The organism is Lactobacillus sp. wkB8 (assembly GCF_000761135.1).
Classification (GTDB): Bacteria; Bacillota; Bacilli; order Lactobacillales; family Lactobacillaceae; genus Lactobacillus; species Lactobacillus helsingborgensis.
In genome coordinates this window covers 1,081,779-1,104,042 of the sequence record NZ_CP009531.1, presented here as the reverse complement: position 1 = coordinate 1,104,042, position 22,264 = coordinate 1,081,779, and the positions used below count along the sequence as shown (strand labels likewise).

The window sequence follows — 22,264 nt, the reverse complement described above, 5'->3', positions numbered from 1 at the left end:
ACTTTGTTATAATAATAAAGATAGAGTAAAGGGTGCAAATTATTTATGGACATAACAAAATTACAAGACTATCAGAAGCGTATTCGCAATTTTTCCATTGTAGCTCATATTGATCATGGTAAGTCTACGATTGCCGATCGAATTTTAGAGTTGACCGATACGGTCTCTGAACGCCAATTAAAAAATCAGATGTTAGACGATATGCCGCTGGAACGCCAACGCGGCATCACCATCAAGATGAACTCAGTAGAAATTAAATATCATGCGCAAGATGGCGAAGACTACATTTTTCATCTAATTGATACACCAGGACACGTGGATTTTTCTTATGAGGTTTCCCGTTCCTTAGCAGCTTGTGAAGGTGCATTGTTAGTTGTAGATGCTTCGCAAGGTGTGCAAGCCCAAACTTTGGCAAATACATACTTAGCAATTGATGATGACTTAGAAATTTTGCCTGTTATAAATAAAATTGATCTGCCTTCAGCTAATCCGGAACAGGCTAAAGAGGAAATCACAGAAATGTTGGGGTTAGATGCTTCCGATGCTGTTGAAGTTTCCGGTAAAACCGGGCAGGGAATTAAGGAGTTACTTGAACGCATAGTTAAAGATATACCAGCTCCTAATGGAGATCTCCAAGCACCGTTAAAAGCGTTGATTTTTGATTCAAAATATGATGACTATCGCGGTGTTGTTTTATCTGTGCGGATTGAAGAAGGTACGGTTAAACCCGGCGATAAAATAAAAATCATGAATACTGGTAAGGAATATGAAGTTACTGAAGTTGGAGTTTCCAGTCCACATCCGGTTAAAAAGGATATTTTGATTGCTGGGGATGTTGGTTACTTAACGGCAAACATCAAGTCCGTTCGTGAAACTCGTGTTGGTGATACTATCACCGCCGCAGAACATCCGACCGCGGAACCACTTCCCGGTTATCGTCAGATACCGCCAATGGTTTATTCAGGTATGTATCCCGTAGACAATGCAAAATATGATGACCTTAAGGAAGCTTTACAAAAATTGCAGCTCAATGATGCAGCTTTAGAATTTGAACCTGAAACTTCAACTGCTTTAGGCTTTGGTTTTAGGTGCGGCTTTTTAGGTTTACTCCACATGGATGTGGTGCAGGAAAGACTTGAACAGGAATTTGACCTAGACTTGATTATGACTGCCCCTTCTGTTGATTATCATGCGATTATGAATGACGGCACAACCAAAGTAATTGATAATCCTTCTGATTTACCGTCTGCAGGTGAATATAAGGAAGTGCAGGAACCTTTTGTTAAAGCAGAAGTAATGGTTCCGAATGATTTTGTCGGTCCTGTGATGGAATTATGTCAACGCAAACGGGGCGAGTTTGTGACAATGGACTATTTAGACAAATATCGGGTTAACGTAATTTACAATATGCCTCTAGCCGAAATTATTTATGATTTTTTTGATGATTTAAAATCTTCCACTAAAGGTTATGCCTCACTTGATTATGAAATTACGGGTTATCGGGCAACTGATTTAGTTAAAATTGATATTCTGTTGAATAAACAAGTGGTCGACGCTCTTAGTTTCATTGCTCACCGTGATGAAGCTCAAAATAGAGCGCGACAAATGACCTCAATGCTTAAGAAGTTAATTCCTAGACAGAACTTTGAAGTTGATATTCAAGGAGCAATTGGAGCAAAAATTATTTCTCGTGCTACTGTTAAGCCATATCGCAAGGATGTTACTTGGAAAATTCATACGGGAGATCCTGATAGAAGGGCAAAGCTGCTTGAAAAGCAAAAGCGGGGTAAAAAACGGATGAAAGCAGTGGGTCATGTAGAAATTCCCCAAGATGCTTTTATGGCTGTCTTAAAAATGAATGATGACGATTTAAATTAAAATAAAGATAAGTAACGACAAAAGGCTGAATTAAATTAATGATTGAATGGCGCAAACGTAAAGGTGAAGAATTAGCTCCTGCTATAATTGAGAAGTATCAGCTTAGCCCAATAACGGCTAAGATGCTTTCTTTGCGCGGAATAAATACTGCGGAAAAAATAGATTATTGGTTTAATGCCACTGAAGCTGATTTGGCTGATCCCTTTTTAATGCATGACATGAAAAAGGCAGTTAACAGAATTAATCAAGCAATTGATGCAGGAGAAAAAATAACGGTCTATGGTGATTACGATGCTGATGGTATTACTGCCACCACTATTATGGTGGAAACACTGGGCATTTTAGGTGCCGACGTACATTTTTTCATTCCCGATCGTTTTAAAGATGGCTATGGACCAAATCTTGAATCCTACAAAAAAATTGTAGCAGATAGGACTAAACTGATTATTACTGTAGATAACGGTATTACTGGGGTTGACGAGGTTGCTTTTGCCAAAAGTAAAGATGTAGATACAATAATTACAGATCACCATAAATTTCAAGAGCAAGTTCCTGACTGTTACGCTTTGGTGCACTGCAATTATCCTGGACAAAAATATCCGTTTGATGATTATTGTGGGGCGGGTGTTGCCTACACTATTTGTCGGGCGTTAATGCAGGAGCCAATGCCTGAATTATTAGAATTAGCAATGATTGGCACAATTGGTGATATGGTCAAGGTATCAGGAGAAGGTCATGTAATAGTAAAACGTGGCCTTAAAATGCTTAATGAGACTGAGCGGCCGGGACTAAGAGCTTTAATAAAAAAAGCTGGTTTACAATTAGGACATATTGACGAAACTGATGTTGGCTTTAATATTGCACCAAGATTAAATGCTGTGGGCAGACTTGCCAATGCTTCTCTGGCAGTGGAATTACTATTATGTGATACTGATGAAAAAGCCGAGGAGATAGCTGCTAAAGTTGAAAAATTAAACGATGAACGCAAAAAACTGACTGCAACTGTTTTTCAAGAATGTCTTGAGCAAGTTAAAAATAATGGCTGGGAAAGAAGTCAAACTCTGGTAATTTATCAACCAGATTTTCATGAAGGTGTTTTGGGCTTAGTAGCAAATAAGTTGGTTGAGAAAACTCATAAACCTACCATAGTTTTAACCAAAAATGAAGCTGGAATTATCAAGGGGTCTGGAAGATCTGTTGCCGGTTATAATATTTTTAATGCGCTAAATCCCTTAAAGGACAAACTATTTTTGAAATTCGGTGGGCATGATTTTGCTTGCGGATTATCAATGACTGAAGAAAAAATTCCTTCCTTAAGAAAAGCCTTTGAGAATAATTTTAATGGTTCATACAACCAGAATATCAGAGATTACGATTTTGAATTACCGTTTGCTAATCTTGATCTAAAGACTATTGCGGAAATTAAATTGGCGGGTCCTTTTGGCACAGATAATGTGGAGCCGGTGTTTAGCATTAAGCATCCTGATATTACTGGCTGCTTTTACATGGGTGCAGATAAGAATCATATCAAACTGACTGTCAGTAAAAGCAATAAGAAATTGGATGTGGTAGGTTTCAATAAAAAATACTTAACCAGGGTCCTTTTACCATACATTGATCAGCTTTTTATTGGCTTACAAGAAAATTGTTTTCGTAATCAAACTAAAGTGCAAGGTATAATTAAAGGTATTGTTTTTGCGGCCCCTAAATTAGCTGTTCCTGCACCAGTTATTGATTTACGATCCGAAAAATATGTTATGGGTTTTGCGGATAGGTATCTTTTATTTGACGAAAAAAATAAGATTTCTGCTTCTACAAAATATGATATTGATCCTGCAAAAATTACGTTGATTAATGATTACGATAGTGAGGCCGAGGTAGCTGTCTTTCTTGACGTTCCCCATAATCAAAGTGAATTAGATGCAGCTTTAACTAATAATTATGCTCAGCTTTACTTACGGTTTATTTTGGATCGATTACCGGTGACGCAAATGCCTGTGAAGTCAGATTTTGAAAATGTATTGCGCTACGTATATACACATCCTGGTTTAACGATTGAGGATTATCGCTTGGTTGGACCTTTTCTACAGCAGAGTTATGATCATATTCTATTTATTTTACGTGTATTTTCTGAGCTGCACTTTATTAAAATAACAGATAATAAAATCTATGCTGTTAAACACCCTGCTAAAAGTAAGTTAACGGCTTCACGGTATTATCTTGCTACTAGGTCACAAATTGCCTTCATTCGTGAATTAAGAAATATGCCTAGTAAAAAATTGCTAATGTACGTGAATGAGCAATCAAAGCAACATTAATTTTTCACATTATTAGTGCTTTTAATCTTGAAATCTGTTAGAATATTAAGGTCGGATAAGCTTTAGCAAGAAAGTTAAGTTTTGGAGGTTTTTTCTTCTTATGGCAAACGATTTTGAGAAACATATTGCAAGTGTTAAGGATTTCCCTAATAAGGGGATCATTTTTCGTGACATCACTCCTATTTTACAGGATGGCAAATTGTTTCAAGCAGCTACTCATGAATTAGCAGAATATGTTAAAAGCAAAAATGCTGATGTCATTGTAGGTCCCGAGGCCCGTGGTTTTATAGTTGGCTGTCCCGTAGCTACTGAATTGGGTATTGGGTTTGTACCTGCTAGGAAACCACATAAGTTACCTAGAGAAGTGGAACGTGCTTCTTATGATTTGGAATATGGTTCTAATAGTTTGGAAATACATAAAGATGCAATCAAACCAGGTCAGCGTGTGGTAGTTTGTGATGATTTACTTGCTACAGCAGGAACTCTGAGAGCATGTAAGCAACTAATTGAAAATTTAGGTGGAGAATTAGTTGGGTCTGCTTTTTATATTGAATTACCTGATCTAAAAGGAAAAGAAAAATTACCGGGACTTGATGTTTACTCATTAGTTAAGTACCACGGTGCTTAAGTGAATAACATGCAATTAAAAAGTTCCCTGAGGGTCAATCTCTGGGGAACTTTTTTGGTAGCTAAATTGACAATTTTTTATTAGCCTCAGTCCAAGTAACAAAATCGCTATTTTTAATAAGAAAAGAATACTTACTTGACTGTTGGCTTTAATAATCGTTAAAATACAAATACGGATAGTAATAAAAGAGTTTTTAAGAGGTGGACAGAAAACTTAATTAAAGTAAAATTTTGTCATTGTTGTAAGCGCTTTCTAAATCTAGTAATTTTTGCTAAAAAATTACCATACTCTGTAGTTTAAAGGTAGTGGCTAAGTGAAAATATAAATTAGCTTAACCTAAATAATTTATTTACTGAAAAAACATTAATAATAAGTTTGTTACCTTGCACTATAGTGCATTACTAGTTTAGAAAAACAACGCTAATTTATAAGTTGTCAGCTACGATAGCTTTTTGGGAGTGAATAGATATGGATAAAATAAGAATTGGCAAAAGTGATGTTTACACAACTAAGTTGGGTTTAGGAACAAATAAAGTTGGGGGACATAACTTATTTAAAAATTTAAATGAAGAAGACGGATATGATTTACTGCGCGAGGCTCTCAAGCAGGGCATCAACTTTTTTGATACTGCTTATGTATACGGACTCGGCAGATCCGAGGAGATCATTGGGGATGTCTTGCAAAATTATGATCGCTCAAAAGTAATTATTGCTACCAAGGCTGCCCAAGATAAGTCACAAAATATGGCACCTAATAATAGTGCTGCCTTCATTAAAAAAGCCGTTGATGAGGCACTTTTACGGTTGAAAACAGACTATATTGATATTTTTTACTTGCACTACCCAGATGAGAATACACCAAAAGATGAAGCAATTGAAACTTTAGATGAAATTCGCAAAGCTGGTAAAATTCGGGCTATTGGTGTTTCTAACTTTTCTCTGAGCCAAATTAAAGAAGCAAATAAAAATGGGAAAGTTGATATCGTTGAGGATCATTATAGTTTGGTGCGCCGGGCTCCCGTTAAGGAAGAACTGGAATATTTACACGAGCAAAATATTTCATTTGTACCATTTTTCCCTTTAGCTTCAGGTCTGTTAACTGGTAAATACGGAGCTGGTGATTGGGACAAGTTTAACAGTACTGACGGCGGAAAACTGCTGGGTGATTTTAACGAAGACCGGTATGACAGAGCAATCAAGGGTATTGCGGGTATCCGTGAGATAGCAACTAAGCATGAGGCAACAGTTACCCAGACTGTTTTGGCATGGTATATGGCTAATCCAGCAATTAGTGTAGTGATTCCGGGTGCGCGCAATGCTGACCAGGTCAGAAGCAATGCAAAAGCCATGTCAGTTAAATTGTCACCAAGTGAATATCAAGAAATTGATCAATTGTTTAGTGATTTTTAAAAGCCTAACGAAGATCTATTTCTAGTTTTAAGTTTAAAGTCTTGTGAGAGCAAGGCTTTTTTTATTGAGTAAAAATTAGTTGAAATAAGGTTAATCTGTCTATACACTCTTTTGATAGCGTTTACTGAAAAATGAAATTTTTTTCTTTTTTAAAGTGCAAATTTTTTACAAGCTGGGGTCAAGTATATATAATGGTACAGTATTTCAAAAAAAGGAGAATAGAGTAATTTGCAATTAAGAAAAGCAACTATGGCCGATTTTGACCAAATTATCGCTATTTTGAAAGACGGTGCTAATCAATTAGCTGAGCACGGTGTTAACCAGTGGCAAGGTGAATATCCGTCAAAAGGACAAATTAAAGAAGATATCGAAAATGGCTGGGCATTTTTAGCCGTATCTGAAGATCAAGAAACTGTTGGAGCAATTGCAATTGTTGACGGACCGGATCATATTTATGATCATTTAGATGGTGAATGGCTATGCGACACTGATAAATATGTAGTTATCCATCGTGTGGCAATTCACTCACAGCATTCTGGTAAAGGCTACGCTACTAAGTTATTGCGGGCTGTTATTAATGATATTAAAGACAATCGTGCTGATATAGATTCGATTAGAATTGATACTCATGAAGATAACCAAGCAATGCAACATCTGATTGCAAAAATGGGATTTACTAAAGTGGGTTTGTTACACGGGGTTTATCGTCCAGATGAAACTTCATACGTGTATGAATTAAAGAAATAATTTCGTTATTTAACACATTTAAAATCAGTAAATTTTACTGATTTCATAGTAAAAAAATAAAACTAAATAGTTTACATTAGTTATTTTATGTATTAAGATAAAGATAACGAATGTAATTTAAAGCATAAATAATGTAGCCCTTGCTACATGTTTATGCAGCATTTGTTATAAACGTACAACCAGCGAAAGGGGGGATATGAGGGTCATTGGTAAAGTAAAATTTATTTTTGCTGTTGACTCGCATCTTACCAAAATTAATTTTCCTGATTAATTTAACTATTTTTTCCTATTCTAAATTATTATACCAAATAGCATATACAAAACCTTTTTACCGATGTGATGGAAAATTCAGGAACTCATCGGTATACCTTAAAAAACCTGATTTTGGAGAAATTCCAAGATCAGGTTTTTCTTTTGCTTTATTAAATTAATAAACTAGCGATTTTTCATTATCGGCTGATAAAAGAGGTCAATAATGATAGCGGCAATCAAAGCAGCAGCGAACGTTAGTAATAGATTCGTCCATGTAATTTTAGTCATTGCTATGCCAAATAAAGCTAATATTACTGTTAAAATTACATCACCTAACTGAGTTAAACCAACAGCCTTTGACGGGTAATCCTGCCAAAAGTAGCGCTTAGTTCTGGTGATTAAGATAATAAACATAGCACTTAAGACAAGGTAGACGTAGACCATGGTTGACACTGTACCGTGACTATAACCGTGAGTATTAAGATATGCAATAGCAAAGATGCCGATGGCCGTCCATCCGAAAGCAAGTGAAAAAGCAATTTTGGCTAAGCGGGCCATATTCCAATTTTCAGGCTTATAGGTAATGTGAGTCCTATCCGTACCAATCATCATTGTGACCATATTATTCATAATTGTATAAATAACCATTGCATTTAACGCCATTGGGATATAGTTAAAGAAAAGATAACCGAAGGTCAAAAGCATAGTTAATTGCGCAGTTCTCGCCAATTTAGTTAACGACCAGGTTGTCATTCTTTGATAGACCCTGTGGCCAGCGTCAAGAATTTTAACAATTGAAGATAAACCATCATTTAGAAGAACCATCTTGCCTGAACGTTTGGCAACATCAGCCGCGTTGGAAACAGCAATTCCGACTTCAGCTTGTTTCAAAGCGGGGGAATCGTTAACACCGTCACCTGTCATTCCGACGATATAGCCTTTTTTCTGGAAAAACTTAACCATCTTTAACTTATCTTCGGGTAAAACATCCGCAATACCCGCTAATTTATTGGTATCAGTTTCATCATTAAAATCATGAATTGATATGACATCGCCTTGTAAATCGACTTGCTTAGCTACAGCTTCAGCAGTCTTTTGGTTGTCACCTGTGAGCATAATTGGTTTGACGCCACGCTTTTTAAGCTCACCAAGAGATTTTTTAGAATCAGGACGCACCATATCCTGCAAAATAAAGACTCCGGCTAATTTATCGTCAATCAGTACAGCAACTGAGCGTCCCGCACTAAAATCAACATCTTTAGCTTTTTCATTAGCATTCTGATCAATGAGCGAGAGCTGCTTAAAAGATCCCAGCTTGATATTGTGCCCGTTATAATTAGCCATTGAATAACCGGTGCTAGAAGTAAATGGCGTAAAGTCAGTACCTGTCTTCACTTCAAGTCCTAAACCAGTTACATAGTCATCAATCGCCGTATCAATAATTTTTTTATTTCTTTGGTCTGTGGCAGCAGTCGCAAATTCTAGGGCTTGGTTATTATCTAATGAACTAAAATTTGTCCATTGACCAACAGCTGTTTTATTTTGTGTGATTGTTCCGGTTTTATCTAGCAAAATCAGATTAAGATTAGCTGCGTCCTGAATACCGGTCAGATCTGATGTTAAGACGCCTTCCTTACTTAGACGGGTAGCCTCAAAGGAATTTGAGAGTGCAAAAGTTGAGGGCATAGCAACAGGGATGGAAGCTATGAACATCATAGCTAAAAATGGCAACATATTAATTAAATTGTTGAGGTCGCCACCTTTGAAAAAGGATGCCACAACGATTACTAGTGTCAAAATACCATCTAAAATACATAGATAATAAATGATTTTGGTTAATAATTGTTGTAGGTGTCCCGGAGCAGCTGAATTATTAATCAGGTTAATTGTCTTACCAGAACGCGAATTTGCTCCTGTAGCTGTGACTTGAGCAAGTCCGTTTCCTTCAGTCACAGTTGTACCTGCATAAGCTGTATCCTGCGGATTTTTACGAACTGTCTTGGCCTCGCCAGTAATCGAACTTTCGTCAGTAGAGATCTGACCTTCAAGTAATTGCACATCTGCTGCTAGGACATCACCAGCCTGCATGCTGATTAAATCACCTGGGACTAAATATTTGGAATCAATATTTTGCCACTTGTCGTCTCTTTGGACAGAAATAGAAGGTGTCAGCTTATGAGAAATATTGTTTAATACTTTGCGTGACTGCTTTTTCTTAGAAGCACCGTTCCATGCGGCAAAAAGCAACATTAAAAGCACAAACAATGATTGAATCCACTTACCTAAGATACATTCCAAAAGGAGGGCAGCTTCTAAAATCCAGGCCGATAAATTCCATAACTTAGATAAAAATTCTTTGAAAAAGTTAAATTGAGGTTCAGGAACTTCATTTAAACCATTTTTTTGAAGAAGTTTATCTGCTTCGGCTTGGCTTAAACCCTTAAATTTTTCAGACATATTACTACTTCCTTAGTTTTAAATACTGCACTTAAAGTAGCATAAATAATTGACTTTTGCTAGCAAATAAAATAGATATTGTTGCTATACTCGTAAAAAATTATGAAAAGTGTATAATAAAGGTATACTAGTGTATTAATACACTTAGAATTTAAATTAAGCAGTTATTTTAGCTAATCTGCTAAATCTATAAAACCAAATTGGATAAGGAGTAATCATGAATTTTAGAAAAATATTTTTTGTCTTTGTGTTAGCAATTGCATTTTTCTTTTGTTTTCCCTTTTTTATTCACAATGAAATTTTCGATCGTTTCAATCTTACAATTCTCGAAACTAAAAGTTATGCTAAAGTAGAAAAGAATACCCAAAAGTATTTTAACGTTCAAGCTTATGATGCCAAGACTGGTAAGAAACTTCCATATAGAATCACAAGAGTAGGTGGTTACGACCCTTCTAAGCAATATATCAAAATTGATCATAGAGGTCAGTATGTTAAGAAAATTCAGTATGTTTCAAAGAGAGAATTCAACAAGAAAGTAAATAATAATTAGTTTTAATAAATTTGCAGATCTTGCCACATTGTCTGTATCATATTTTAAAAATTATTGGTTATTTAGCATGAAGAACTTAATGAACAGATATTGTAAAAGACTAGTATTAATTGTATTTTCTAATTGGCTGGTTAAATAGGCGAAACAAAAAGGCTGCTTTAAAAGCAAGCCTTTTATTGTGAGCTTATGATAATTTTTGGTTTTGCTTAACAACCATCTAAAACCTTCAACAATTCGCGCGAGCTTTGCCAAAAGTTCTAATCATCATCAATTTAACAACCATCTAAAACGGGAACCAAAATGGTTGAAGAATTAAGCAAGTTCTAATCATCATCAATTTAACAACCATCTAAAACGGTTCTCTGATCCTTAACCTGATTAAGTCCGTTCTAATCATCATCAATTTAACAACCATCTAAAACAGTCAACAGTGTCGCTCGTTTAAAAAAGGGGTTCTAATCATCATCAATTTAACAACCATCTAAAACCGATGTTTTATCATCAAATTTTAATAATATGGTTGAATTAAACCAAATAATATTAGAAACACGACCAGTTTTTGCAGCAATATCAGGAAAAAGGTAGCTAATCTAGTCCTGATAATGCAGTTTTAGAAATTAAATGTTTACTCAAATTATAGCATAGAAGTTTAAATCTTGGATTTATGCTAAAAACACATTTTTAAAAATTTGGACACTAAAAAAGCCCGCAATATTGCAGGCTTTTTTATTAACAAATTAGTCTTTGTCAACACTGTCTGGGAATGTAGCTAAACGCTCGCCTTCGCCAAGTTCTTCTTCGATTTCAAGCAAACGGTTGTACTTTTCAACACGTTCTGAACGAGCTGGGGCACCAGTCTTCAATTGACCACCGTTAACAGCAACGGCAAAGTCAGCGATAAATGTGTCACCAGTTTCACCTGAACGGTGAGAAATCATGGTGTTGTATCCGTTCTTACGTGAAAGACGGATAGTTTCCAAAGTTTCAGTAACAGTACCAATTTGGTTTAACTTGATTAATGAAGCGTTACCGGCACCTTCCTTAATAGCTTTAGTCAAAAGCTTAGGGTTGGTACAAATGAAGTCATCCAAAACAATTTGAATTCTGTCTTTGTGGCTTTGAGTAAATTTAATCATGCCGTCAACATCATTTTCATCGTATGGGTCTTCAATTGAAATTAATTCTGGGAACTCGTCAAGTAACTTGTCGTAGTATTGAGCTAATTCTTCATCGTTAAATACTTTACCTTCGAAGTGGTACTTGCCGTCTTCTTTGTTGTAGAAGTAAGAAGCAGCACAGTCACACGCAATGGCAATATCTTCACCAGGCTTGTAACCAGCCTTAACGATAGCGTCGTGTAAAGCTTGTAAAGCTTCTTCAGAGTTCTTCATGTTAGGAGCGAAACCACCTTCATCACCAAGGCCAGTTTCGTAACCCATGTCTTCAAGAACCTTCTTCAAAGTGTGGTAAGTGTTAACGATCTTTTCAAAACCATCACGGAATGAAGTCTTTTTAACTGGAGTGATCATGAATTCTTGAACGTCAATACCGTTGTCAGCATGCTCACCACCGTTAATAACGTTGTGGAAAGTTTGAGGCATTTCAAGATCAGTACCACCAAGGTATCTGTATAAAGGTTGGTGACTATCTTTTGCTGCAGCAGCTGCAGTAGCCATTGATACACCCAAGATAGCGTTAGCACCAAGCTTAGCCTTGTTAGGGGTACCATCTAATTCAATCATTACGCGGTCAATGTTTGCCTGATCGTGTGGATCCAAACCTTTTAATGCTTTGGCAATTTCAGTGTTTACGTTTTCAACGGCTTTGGATACGCCCTTGCCGCCAACACGGCTGCCACCATCACGTAATTCAACGGCTTCGTTTTCACCAGTTGAAGCACCTGATGGAACTTCAGCTTTACCAACAACACCGTTTGATAAGGTTACAAAAGCCTCAACTGTTGGGTTACCACGTGAATCATAGATTTCCAGTGCATGAACATTTTCAATGACTGATTTTAACATCTAAAAACCTCCTAAATAATAAATGCTGTACTATTTTGTGTAAGTACATACATTAGTGGAGCATAGGCTCCATATCTACATGTCAAATTTTAGCCTAAGTTTGTGATTATGTAAACATTTGTAACCGATTTCTAATGTTAAAAAATATTAAAAATAATTTTGTCGCTTTTTTGACAGGTTTGATTTATTATTATGCTATACAATTTTTAAAAAGATTGGTTTATTTCAAAAAGGAATATTAATATGACAAAAGTAAGGTTAATTATAGATTCCGGTTCAAATGACCAGGCAAATAGCAATTTGACTGTCGTTCCTTTGACAATGACTATTTCTGGCAAGGATTTTGTCGATAATGAGAATCTTAATATTGAGGGATTTATTGCCAGTATGGAGAAGAATACGGAAGAAGGTAAAACTTCTTGTCCCAGTATCAACGAATGGCTTGAAGCTTTATCTGGAAGTAAGCGAGCTATCATTATGACCATAACCAGTGGTTTAAGTGGCAGCTTTTCTTCCGCGTTTCAAGCAAAACAAATATATGAAAAAGATCATCCCGACAGCCACGTAATTGTGGTTGATTCCAGAACAGCTGGACCCGAGATTTCGGTTATTTTGCAAGAAATTCAAAAGTTGGTTAATAGTAATGCCCGTTTTGTTGATCTAGAGCAAAAAATTTCAGATTACAAAACCCATACGCATTTGCTCGTTGTATTGAAATCTTTACACAATTTAGCACTTAATGGACGTGTCAATATGGCTGTAGCCAAAGTGGCCAAGGTCTTAAATATTGATGTAGTAGGGACTGCCAGTGATGAAGGAAAATTAGAGCCACTGGCAAAGGTGCGCGGCATTAAGCGGGCGCTTAAAGAAATCATCAAATTAATGGGTGAAATGAAGTATCAGGGTGGACACGTTATCATTGACCAATGCAAAAACATGAAAGATGCTGAAACTTTAAAAGCAAAAATTTTAGAGCTTTATCCTAAAGCTGCGATAACTATTCGTCCAATGAGGGGATTATGTACCTTTTATGCCGAAGAAGGCAGTCTAATGATCGGTTTTGATGACCTCTAAAGTTTTTTAACCCAGATTTTATTTGTTCTATAGATAACAGATTAGAAAAATGTAGCCTAAGTCCTAACAATATAAAGTTAGGACTTATTTTTGTAAGAAAAAGAAAGCGCTTTTGTTACATAGATTGTGAAATGAAATTCATCTTCTAAAGTGCAGAACATAGTGCTATAATGAAATTAGATAGCGCTTTCATCACAAACCAAACTGCGCTATCAAGTTTATCTTTATTTAAAATCTATCTTTTAGTTAATGAGAGGTTTTAGTTTAATCATATTAATAAGTTTCGTTGGAGGAATAATAATGGATTTAGTTAAAACAGTCCTTGCGATCATTCCAATCGTGTGGCTGATACTTTCCCTGGGTGTTTTTCACATTCGGGGTGACTTGGCGTGTTTAATCGGCTTTGCATTATCATTAATTCTGAGCATTGTCGGTTTCCACTTTTCGTTTTCAAACAGTATCACGGCGGGAATTGATGGTATAATCATGGCTTTGTGGCCGATAATTTATGTCATCATCTCGGCTCTGTTTATCTACAACATCAGTAGAAAATCAGGCGGAATGGATACAATAATGTCTATGTTAACTTCAATTACCAAGGATATGAGATTCTTAGTATTAATCTTAGCATGGGGATTAGGCGGATTCTTGGAAGCCATTGCCGGTTTCGGTACTGCGGTAGCGATTCCTGCAAGTATTTTAATAATGCTGGGTATGAACCCAATTAAAGCCGCTGTAGTGTGCTTGGTCGCAAATACTGCTCCTACAGCCTTTGGTGCTGTTGGTCTACCAGTAACAACTCTTGCTAAAGTAACAGGACTGGGAGTAACTCAATTAGGTTATTTAATTGCTATACAATTGTTTGTTTTAATGATGCTGGTGCCATTCGTTTTGGTAATGATGACTGAGGGTAAAGGCCTTAAGTCATTCAAAGGCAAAGGTGTATTGGTTTGCACTTTGGTAGCTGGTTTAACTTTTGCAGTACCAGAAATTTTCATTACTAAGTACTTAGGCCCTGAACTACCTTCAATTGTTGGTTCATTAGTTTGTTTGCTATTTTTGGTGATTATTATTAGAGGTTACAGCAAGAAAGATGAAGCAGGATCCTCTAGTGATGAAAAGGAAGAAAAAGCGCAAATTTCTACTGCTGAAAAAATCAAAGCTTGGGTACCATTCATTTTGGTCTTTTGCTTTATTATCTTCACTTCATCAATGTTTCCTGCAATACATAATGCACTGGCAAGTGTCAAAACTAGTTTCCACTTCTACAATGGTGCAAATGCCAAACCGGTTGACATTGACTGGTTATCATCCCCAGGTACTTTAATACTGCTTTCAAGTATCATTGGTGGTGCTATTCAAGGCTTATCATTTAAGGAAATGTTTTCCGTATTAACGAGCACAATCAAACAATTGGTTAAAACAATTATCACTGTTTGTTCTATTGTGGCTTTGTCCAAAGTCATGGGCTACAGCGGAATGATTGACGTTATTGCGGTTAGTCTTGTAACTTTAACTGGTGCATTTTACCCAGTAATTTCACCAATCATCGGTGTACTAGGAATCTTTATTACTGGTAGTGATACCTCAGCTAACGTACTCTTTGGTGAATTGCAAGTACAAGCTGCCCATGCACTGAAAGTAAGTCCATATTGGCTGGCAGCAGCTAACATGGTTGGTGCTACCGCTGGTAAGATGCTTTCACCACAAAATATCGCAATCGCGACTGGTGCAACTGGACTTGAAGGTAAAGAGGGGGTTATTCTTAAGAAAGCTCTGCCTCATTGTGCATGGTACACTGCAATATTGTGTATTATCGTGTTTGTTGCCGGTAAAATGTTAAGTTACTTATAATATTGATTAATCTGTAAGTCAAATTTCTCATACTTAAAAACATCTCTGAATTCATAAAAATCAGGGGTGTTTTTTGATTAAATAATTAAGAAAAGTAGCTGCTGTGCAATACTAAAGCATAAAACTGCTAGAGAAGTAGCTCCCAAAATGTCTGAAGGAAAGTGAGCTTTAAGACTAATTCGCGATATCACAACCATCAGCCAAATGATAGCTAAAATTAATAACAGCCGATTTCCTAATTGATTGGCAAAAATTTGCCAGATTATTAATGCCATTACCGTACTGCCTAAAACATGACCGCTCGGAAAGCTATAGCCTTCTTCTAAGTCTGAGTGCAAAATCGGACGTTTTCTGCGCATCCATTTTTTTAAAAATATTCCTATTAAATCTGTAAAGCCTAAAGTAAATAGCACCCAAAAAGCAAGTAAATTTTTATTTTTACTAATTAAGAAACTAGCAAGAAATACGTCTAAGACCACTAGTAGTTTAGGATCATTTATAAAGGCTATAATCTGCCAGCCAATTCCATCGTGCTTTCTAATCAGTAGTTTATGGTGAAGCCAATGATCGAATAAGTTGAACCGACGAGAATTTCTGACATTGAAAATAAGTAGCAACAATATGGCTGCAGATAAAATTGCAATCCAGAAGTTAATATTCAAAGTTAAATCCCTACCTATAACTATTACTCGTTTGTATTTTAACAGCAACTTTGTTTGGTATAAAAATAAAAACTTACTCTTGAATAAAATTTAAGAATTGCAATATTAGTAGACTTTTTCGATATAAGTAATAGTTTTAATTAATGATGATAAAGGTAAAATATAACTTAAAATTAAAGCTTGACTTTGATGAAAAACAACTTAAAATTGATGATATCAATAATATGCTGGATTACGAGGTGAGAAAAATGGCTGATAATAAAACCACTAAACAGGAAACTGTCGGTGAAGCTTTACGTGATATAGCTCATCATGAACATGCTTTTGCTTTAGCTGATAATTCTACTAACCATATTGGTGACCTAGCTGTTTATGGCACACTTTATCTTTTGGCAATTTTACAACCCTATGTACTTAGATTTGAGTGGATTTTTGTACTTCTAGCTCTAGTGGCCCTAATTAGTTTAGTTCGTTACCAGAATTTTTTAAGACATAAAATTGCTTGCAAAAAAATGACTCCGTTTTTTGTCAATACTAGTTTGATTTCAACAGGAGTTCGTGCATTTGTAGTAGTTAATGCACCTTTGTTTGCCTATAGCCTCTATACTAAGGGGCAGTTCAATGTCTTTATTTCCATTATAGTTGGTCTAGTTGTGGCTATAATTGGGATGTCTTGGCAATATCATTATCTAATTAATCGCCAAGTAATTGACAGACAAGAGCAATCGCCTAAGCAGACTTTTAAAAATGCTACTAAGTTCATTATTAATAGTTGCAGAAAAAATTATATTAGCCGTGGCTATTTGTTTGATATTGTTTGTGCTTTTGTGGTTTGCTCAAACAATATTGCTTATAAGGAATTTATCCTAGTTAAATTTGAAGCTTGGCAATTTGTCTTAATCACTCTTTTAGTAATATTGGGAACAATCATATTTCAAAAGTTTTTACAAAATAAGGTTGCTGCAAAGGATATCAGTAAAAGCTTTAAATGGGGCTCTTTAATTATGACTGCAATTCGAGGCTATCTGATTATTGCTGCACCATGGATTGCTACATGCTTGTTCTCGGAGAATGCTATTAATTGGCTTGCTGTGAATTTGATAGGCTTATTTATTGCTGTAGTTGCTACAGGATTGCAATATAGATATTTAGAAAAAGCTGGAGACTTTTAAAGATATACAGCTAAAGAAAAGCCAATAAAAGAACTTTCTTTTACTGGCTTTTGTTTGAATAAAACAGCTCAATAAAATTTGTATTTTCGAAATATTTTAAATAATTAGTTTGAATAAACATCAAATTGCGCAATATAATAAAATGATTGTTATACGGAAAAATTTAATGTATTTTAAAGTTAGTATTTTTTCTGGCTATCTGTTTTTTTTTAATTATGATAGAATATTTTTAAAAAACTGCATAAATACGTGATAGGAATGGCTACGGCGAAAATCTTAATCATGGTTATACTGTATTTTTTATTTACTAGTATTTTCTAAAGAAATGCATTGTCCTTTCTCAAATTATTATGTTAATAAAGCGTGCAATTATTGTAAATCAAAGTATCTGAGAAATTGTAATTATTAATCCAGTATTAATTATGCTTATTTGAAATAAAATTCAATAAAGATTGCAATATAAATATTAATTGTGTACTAAATAGTGCAATTGGTATTTTGTTCTAGATCAAATTTTTTGTCACACATAAATGCTGGAATAATAGTAGAAATGAAGTAGAAGAGTATTTTCATTTATTCTATAAAAGAATTGACAAAAATTTAAAAACTATGAAATAAAAAAGTTTTACGACAAAGTTACAATATTTTAGACTGATCACCTCTACATCAATTATTTTTGGTATTGAATTTGTTTTTCTTGTTCGATTAAATTCGACTATATCAAATAATTCATGATTACAAATAGTCTTAAAAAATTAATAAAGAGTAGTACATAATTTATTTTAAACAATTTATTTAGTCCATTTAATAAAGACAGCACAACTTGCTTAGAAATAAAGTTATTTCTCGATATGTTACAGTGATATGTAAATTTTAATTTTGTTAAGTTATTGAAAAGATAATGGTTTCTCATATAATTAAAAAGTAAAAATATAAGGAAGCAATAAAGTGAAAGATCTCATAAGGATTTGTAAAAGGTATTGGATATTTTTATTAATTTTTATTATACTTGAAATTATTTTTATAGTATTTGGTTCGATGTCTAAATCTATAGTTGAAGTTGAAATAGCACTATTTACTTTCATATTTACATTGTTGACAATCATTATTAATAATGATCATGATAATAATAGTTGGTTGTCAAACAAAAAATTTGAGTATCTTGAAAAAATTATTTATTCTGCCTTTCAATATAAGAAAATTATTAATAGAAGTAAGCAGAGCAAAAATTATAATCTTGAAATAATAAAAGGTCGTGGAATGGATTTATTTTATTCTATTGAATCGAATATACAACTCTTAAAAAATATTGAAAAAATGAGCAAAAGTGATTATCAAGGATCTAAGGAGGATCTTAAAGAACTTCAAATAAAAAATATTTGCTTAGAAAATTTATTGAAAAACATTAATTATTATGAATCTAGATATTTTTTAACTTGTTGCGAATATTTATCAGCCGATATAATTAAAAATTGTCAAAAGCAAATGGAGAAAAGCCCTAAAATTATATCTTGATAGGATTAAATTAATTTTTATATGGATTTAAATAAAAATTACAAAACATGTAGTATTCTTGTTGCTTAATTTTCTATATAAATTATTAAATTAAAATTCAACATTTTTTGTTTGATAAGCAGTTTACCTGTTTGAGCTAAGTTTTCCAATCATAATGGTAAAATATGTATTGATAAAATGTGAAAATGGTATATTTTGTGGTTTAATTAATTTGAATCAGACTTTTGTTTTCTTTGAATTGTACATTTGTTGTAAAGTATAATATGAAATTCTAAGAAATGAAGTGAACTAAAAGTTAGAAATTTTATTATTATGTTATGCAAAATGTACCGTTCCCATATTTAATTGAAGTCGTGTATTTTTAGTTTGTTTGATATTCTAATGTGATTGAAACTGTAAACGCAAAGATGTAGTACTACTCTATTTCTGCTAATGATCTATTTTTAATACTTTTAAGCTTTTCTCGTTGGATTATCCTTGAGCAACATGTTTTGCTTTATCTTAATCTGCCTTGGCTCGATAGTCGAAATGACGGTATTGAAAGCTTTGGTCTATATAAGAAATATCTCGAGTTTGTTTCAGGCAGCTACTTTTTAGGTGCAGATTATCCAGTTTCCGGTTGGCTATTTGCGTTTCTAGTACTGCTAATTGTCGACTCAATTACTTAACTTCGGTTAGTTTTTTAACAAGGTTATACATATTCTGAACTTTTTTCACGGTATGTGATCTCCCTTTAGATTTGGAGAACAACCTATTCTTTGATTGTCCTGTAAACAATACTATATAATTTGCTTAAGCAGGTAAAAGAGATTCGGCGTGCTGGATACTTGTAAACAACTTCAATTTTCAAAGAAATCTAATATATAATCATAAAAAGTACTCGAAATGATATTACAAGTTTTTTAACCTAATTTAAGGAGAGTACAGTCTATTTTTATTATTGATAGTAATTAATAATTAATTTTAAAGTTAGCAAACATGTTTATATACCATCGAGAACTTTTTCGATAGTATCATCTTGTTGTACTTCATACTCATCAAGCATATACGCATAATTTTTGCAGTAATTGTCATGTTTGAGTGTCCTAAACGTTTTGAAATGGCATATAAGTCAATTCTTTTGCTGCTATAATAGCGTATACAAAAGGGCATAACCCTGTTGTATTTGTGTTACTTCTAAGAAATCTAAATTCGAGCAATGAATTCTTAGAAGTTTTTTATTTTCAAAATATTTAAATCTTATTTTTTACTTAAGCCAATTAATTCTATAGTAGACAATATAACTTCTCCAGCAGTTAAATCAGCCGTTACTTTGCTGACTTGACCTTTTTCAGCATTTTTGCCTAATATTTCGTTTAAATTATCATCAGACCCATCTTCTGATATTAAGTTACCTCTGCCTTTTATTGGTCGTATGACATATCTTCCGGGTTTAATATCAAGTCCTACTAGCCATATACCGGCACTTATTTTTGTTTTATAAGTATATTTATTTGGTGTTGGCGTGAAGCTTGTAGACTCTATCCAATCTATCTTGATTTTGTCGTTTTTTACTAAGTTGGTAGTAAAAGAAGTTAACCGATCGCCATCAGCATCGTTTCCTAAAACAACGTTAATAGTGAAATCGCTGTTAGATAAATTACCACTGCCCTTGACAGCTTTAATAACGTATCTGCCTGGCTTGATATCTCTGCCGACTTTATACTTACCAGCACCTAAAGTAACTGCTTTAGCAGTGTTCTTCACTGGTATAAATTTGGAAACCTTTTTGGTAGTATAAGCAGAAAGCTTTTTTCTCTTTTTTATAGGTGATGGCTTTTTAAAATGATGTGTGGTAGTCTTGTATGTTTCATTATGACTCTCGGAATCTTTTGAATTTGAGACAAAGAAACCACAAATTAAAACTAGTATTAATCCCCATACCCACCAACGTTTCACTAATAGCTCCTTTGATGAATTTTTACTTGGTGTTGATGGTTCTTTATAATCTTTGTTATTTTTTAATTTTCTTTCACTAATAATTATGTAAATAACAAAGATTATTAGTGCAATTATCCATAATAATTTCATTTGCCTTCTCCCATTATACTTGTAACTATACATTTATAATTTACCATTTTTATAAATGTCTTAAAAGAATAAATTGGTATATGTTTTTCAGTGCCATTGAACATCATATTCTACACGGACAACTTTTCCGAGTATTTTCCGTGGCTTTTTTACTAAGAATAATAGGGTCATAATCTCTGTTCTTTGGCATTTTAATTTAAATGATTTTCCAGAAGGTTCATGATCAAAGGTTTAATCTAGATATCCTATAATGTTTTGCTCGGTTAAAATTGGTTCGGTCACAAGTAACATTAACAATATTCAAATACAATAACCTTTCAATTTAAATAATGGTAGATCATAAATAAAAGAGCAGTTATAAAAACTGTTTTTTATCATTTTTATGCGGTGCGAATGCCGCGCAAGAGCATAATAAAAGCTTGTAATAGTTGATATTACAAGCTTTTAAATTTAATTTAAGGAGAGTACAGGATTTGAACCTGCGCGCCAAGGAAAACTTGGTTCGCCGGATTTCGAGTCCGGTGCATTACCACTCTGCCAACTCTCCATAACGAATAACATTATACCGTATCTGAAAATTTTTTCAACTTGCCATTTATCATAAAATCGGTAAAAAGAACACTTGCTCTACTTTTGTAGACTTGGTCTAGGTTGGGCTTGCCTAATTATCTGCGCACATCTAAACAATACCATTGATAAAGGCAATCAAAATTGAAGAAATACCATTATTCCTTTAAATCTCCGATTGTTTTGAGATAAGTTTTGATTTTCTGTTCTACAAATGCAATATTATCATTAATTTTCTTTTCTTCTTCATGTAAATTATCCAGTTGATTGAACAACAAAACCAGCCGTTCAGGAATAGTTTGGTCACCTGCATAGCGCAATTTTGCATATTTTTGCATTTCCTTGATACTCATACCGGTCTTTTTTAAGCGCGAAATAAAACTAATCCAAGCCACATCTTTTTCGGTATAAAATCTGCGGTTGTTTTTATCACGACTGGGAAAAAGCAGTTTTTGCTTTTCATAATAACGCAGTGTGTCAATTGAAAAGCCACTAAGTTCGGCAAATTGACCAATTGAATATTTCATCTAATTTCCTTCCTTAACAGTATATGATTATATTTTACCATGTCGTAATATTTTTAAAATAGTAGTTGACATGGACTGCACTCCAGCAACTATTCTAATAACTGTTGAAACAAGTTTGCAGAATAAAAAGGAGAGAAACTATGAAAAATGATGAACGCTATCAAAAGGGTTTAGCAAATTTAGAAAAAGTTGACCGCGAAGGTGGTAAATCAGTTATTAAATCACTGGCTGGCTTATCTGAAGACGTTGGACGTTACATTATTGAGTTTGCGTTTGGTGATATATACGATCGCGGTGTTTTAGATCTAAAGCAAAGAGAAATGATCACCATCACAACTTTGTTAACACAGGGCGATACTGAACCGCAACTGAATGTTCATATCAATGGTGCCTTGAATGTTGGTTTAACGCCGGAAGAAATAATCGAAACTTTTATTCAAACCATTCCTTATGTCGGCTTTCCCAAAGTACTGAATGCGATTACTGTCGCTAAAGAAGTGTTTAAAGACCGCGGAATAGATTTTACAAAAACAAATAAAAATGAATAAGCTCATTCCTG

General features: G+C 34.2%; 17 protein-coding genes, 1 tRNA gene and 1 CRISPR repeat array. Of the genes, 12 read left to right on the top strand and 6 right to left on the bottom strand.

What is annotated here, in order from left to right:
* Positions 1-45 precede the first annotated feature (45 nt).
* From lepA to LACWKB8_RS05130, 5 genes are all read left to right on the top strand, one after another.
* Positions 46-1,878 carry a translation elongation factor 4 gene (gene lepA / locus LACWKB8_RS05150; protein ID WP_038522918.1) on the top strand — a complete coding sequence of 611 codons (1,833 nt, stop codon included), beginning with the start codon at positions 46-48 and terminating at the stop codon, positions 1,876-1,878.
* A gap of 41 nt (positions 1,879-1,919) precedes the next feature.
* Positions 1,920-4,196, top strand: a complete 2,277-nt coding sequence (recJ, locus tag LACWKB8_RS05145) for a single-stranded-DNA-specific exonuclease RecJ (RefSeq protein ID WP_038525004.1) — start codon at positions 1,920-1,922, stop codon at positions 4,194-4,196.
* Positions 4,197-4,296: 100 nt separating this feature from the next.
* Positions 4,297-4,824: an adenine phosphoribosyltransferase gene (locus LACWKB8_RS05140; protein WP_038522915.1), complete on the top strand. Its 528-nt coding sequence runs from the start codon at positions 4,297-4,299 to the stop codon at positions 4,822-4,824.
* A 468-nt stretch (positions 4,825-5,292) separates the two neighbouring features.
* On the top strand, positions 5,293-6,234 hold the full coding sequence (locus LACWKB8_RS05135) for an aldo/keto reductase (protein WP_038522912.1): 942 nt from the start codon (positions 5,293-5,295) through the stop codon (positions 6,232-6,234).
* A gap of 228 nt (positions 6,235-6,462) precedes the next feature.
* Positions 6,463-6,981, top strand: a complete 519-nt coding sequence (locus tag LACWKB8_RS05130) for a GNAT family N-acetyltransferase (RefSeq protein WP_038522909.1) — start codon at positions 6,463-6,465, stop codon at positions 6,979-6,981.
* 435 nt (positions 6,982-7,416) lie between these two features.
* Here LACWKB8_RS05130 and LACWKB8_RS05125 read toward each other — a convergent pair whose 3' ends face one another.
* Complete coding sequence (locus LACWKB8_RS05125) at positions 7,417-9,690, bottom strand: HAD-IC family P-type ATPase (protein WP_038522907.1); 2,274 nt, start codon at positions 9,688-9,690, stop codon at positions 7,417-7,419.
* A gap of 217 nt (positions 9,691-9,907) precedes the next feature.
* Between LACWKB8_RS05125 and LACWKB8_RS05120 the strand changes: the two genes are divergently transcribed.
* Positions 9,908-10,240: a YxeA family protein gene (locus LACWKB8_RS05120; RefSeq protein WP_038522904.1), complete on the top strand. Its 333-nt coding sequence runs from the start codon at positions 9,908-9,910 to the stop codon at positions 10,238-10,240.
* A gap of 188 nt (positions 10,241-10,428) precedes the next feature.
* A CRISPR array of direct repeats spans positions 10,429-10,728; the repeat unit is 36 nt; unit sequence GTTCTAATCATCATCAATTTAACAACCATCTAAAAC.
* A gap of 249 nt (positions 10,729-10,977) precedes the next feature.
* Here LACWKB8_RS05120 and eno read toward each other — a convergent pair.
* Positions 10,978-12,264, bottom strand: coding sequence for a phosphopyruvate hydratase (gene eno, locus LACWKB8_RS05115; RefSeq protein ID WP_038522901.1), 1,287 nt, complete (start codon positions 12,262-12,264; stop codon positions 10,978-10,980).
* 243 nt (positions 12,265-12,507) lie between these two features.
* On the opposite strand from eno, the gene LACWKB8_RS05110 reads away from it, so the two are divergent.
* On the top strand, positions 12,508-13,338 hold the full coding sequence (locus tag LACWKB8_RS05110) for a DegV family protein (RefSeq protein WP_038522898.1): 831 nt from the start codon (positions 12,508-12,510) through the stop codon (positions 13,336-13,338).
* A 300-nt stretch (positions 13,339-13,638) separates the two neighbouring features.
* Entirely contained in the window at positions 13,639-15,192 is a 1,554-nt protein-coding gene (locus tag LACWKB8_RS05105; RefSeq protein WP_038522895.1) for an L-lactate permease, read from the top strand.
* A 77-nt stretch (positions 15,193-15,269) separates the two neighbouring features.
* Here the strand turns inward: LACWKB8_RS05105 and LACWKB8_RS05100 are convergent, their stop codons facing one another.
* Positions 15,270-15,848 (bottom strand): phosphatase PAP2 family protein, encoded by a 579-nt coding sequence (locus LACWKB8_RS05100; RefSeq protein WP_370448315.1) that lies wholly within the window; start codon positions 15,846-15,848, stop codon positions 15,270-15,272.
* Between the two features lie 149 nt (positions 15,849-15,997).
* On the opposite strand from LACWKB8_RS05100, the gene LACWKB8_RS05095 reads away from it, so the two are divergent.
* From LACWKB8_RS05095 to LACWKB8_RS09250, 3 genes are all read left to right on the top strand, one after another.
* Entirely contained in the window at positions 15,998-17,026 is a 1,029-nt protein-coding gene (locus tag LACWKB8_RS05095) for a hypothetical protein (protein ID WP_038522890.1), read from the top strand.
* Between the two features lie 948 nt (positions 17,027-17,974).
* Complete coding sequence (locus LACWKB8_RS05090; protein ID WP_038522887.1) at positions 17,975-18,541, top strand: hypothetical protein; 567 nt, start codon at positions 17,975-17,977, stop codon at positions 18,539-18,541.
* Positions 18,542-19,032: 491 nt separating this feature from the next.
* Complete coding sequence (locus tag LACWKB8_RS09250; RefSeq protein WP_166484944.1) at positions 19,033-19,209, top strand: hypothetical protein; 177 nt, start codon at positions 19,033-19,035, stop codon at positions 19,207-19,209.
* Positions 19,210-19,780: 571 nt separating this feature from the next.
* On the opposite strand, the gene LACWKB8_RS05085 is transcribed toward LACWKB8_RS09250, so the two are convergent.
* The 3 genes from LACWKB8_RS05085 to LACWKB8_RS05075 all read right to left on the bottom strand — a co-directional run bounded on the left by LACWKB8_RS05085 (position 19,781) and on the right by LACWKB8_RS05075 (position 21,705).
* Complete coding sequence (locus LACWKB8_RS05085) at positions 19,781-20,611, bottom strand: hypothetical protein (protein ID WP_038522885.1); 831 nt, start codon at positions 20,609-20,611, stop codon at positions 19,781-19,783.
* A gap of 458 nt (positions 20,612-21,069) precedes the next feature.
* Positions 21,070-21,158 (bottom strand) — tRNA-Ser (locus LACWKB8_RS05080).
* Positions 21,159-21,336: 178 nt separating this feature from the next.
* Positions 21,337-21,705 carry a MerR family transcriptional regulator gene (locus LACWKB8_RS05075; protein ID WP_038522881.1) on the bottom strand — a complete coding sequence of 123 codons (369 nt, stop codon included), beginning with the start codon at positions 21,703-21,705 and terminating at the stop codon, positions 21,337-21,339.
* Positions 21,706-21,845: 140 nt separating this feature from the next.
* On the opposite strand from LACWKB8_RS05075, the gene LACWKB8_RS05070 reads away from it, so the two are divergent.
* Complete coding sequence (locus LACWKB8_RS05070; protein ID WP_038522879.1) at positions 21,846-22,253, top strand: carboxymuconolactone decarboxylase family protein; 408 nt, start codon at positions 21,846-21,848, stop codon at positions 22,251-22,253.
* Positions 22,254-22,264: the final 11 nt, after the last annotated feature.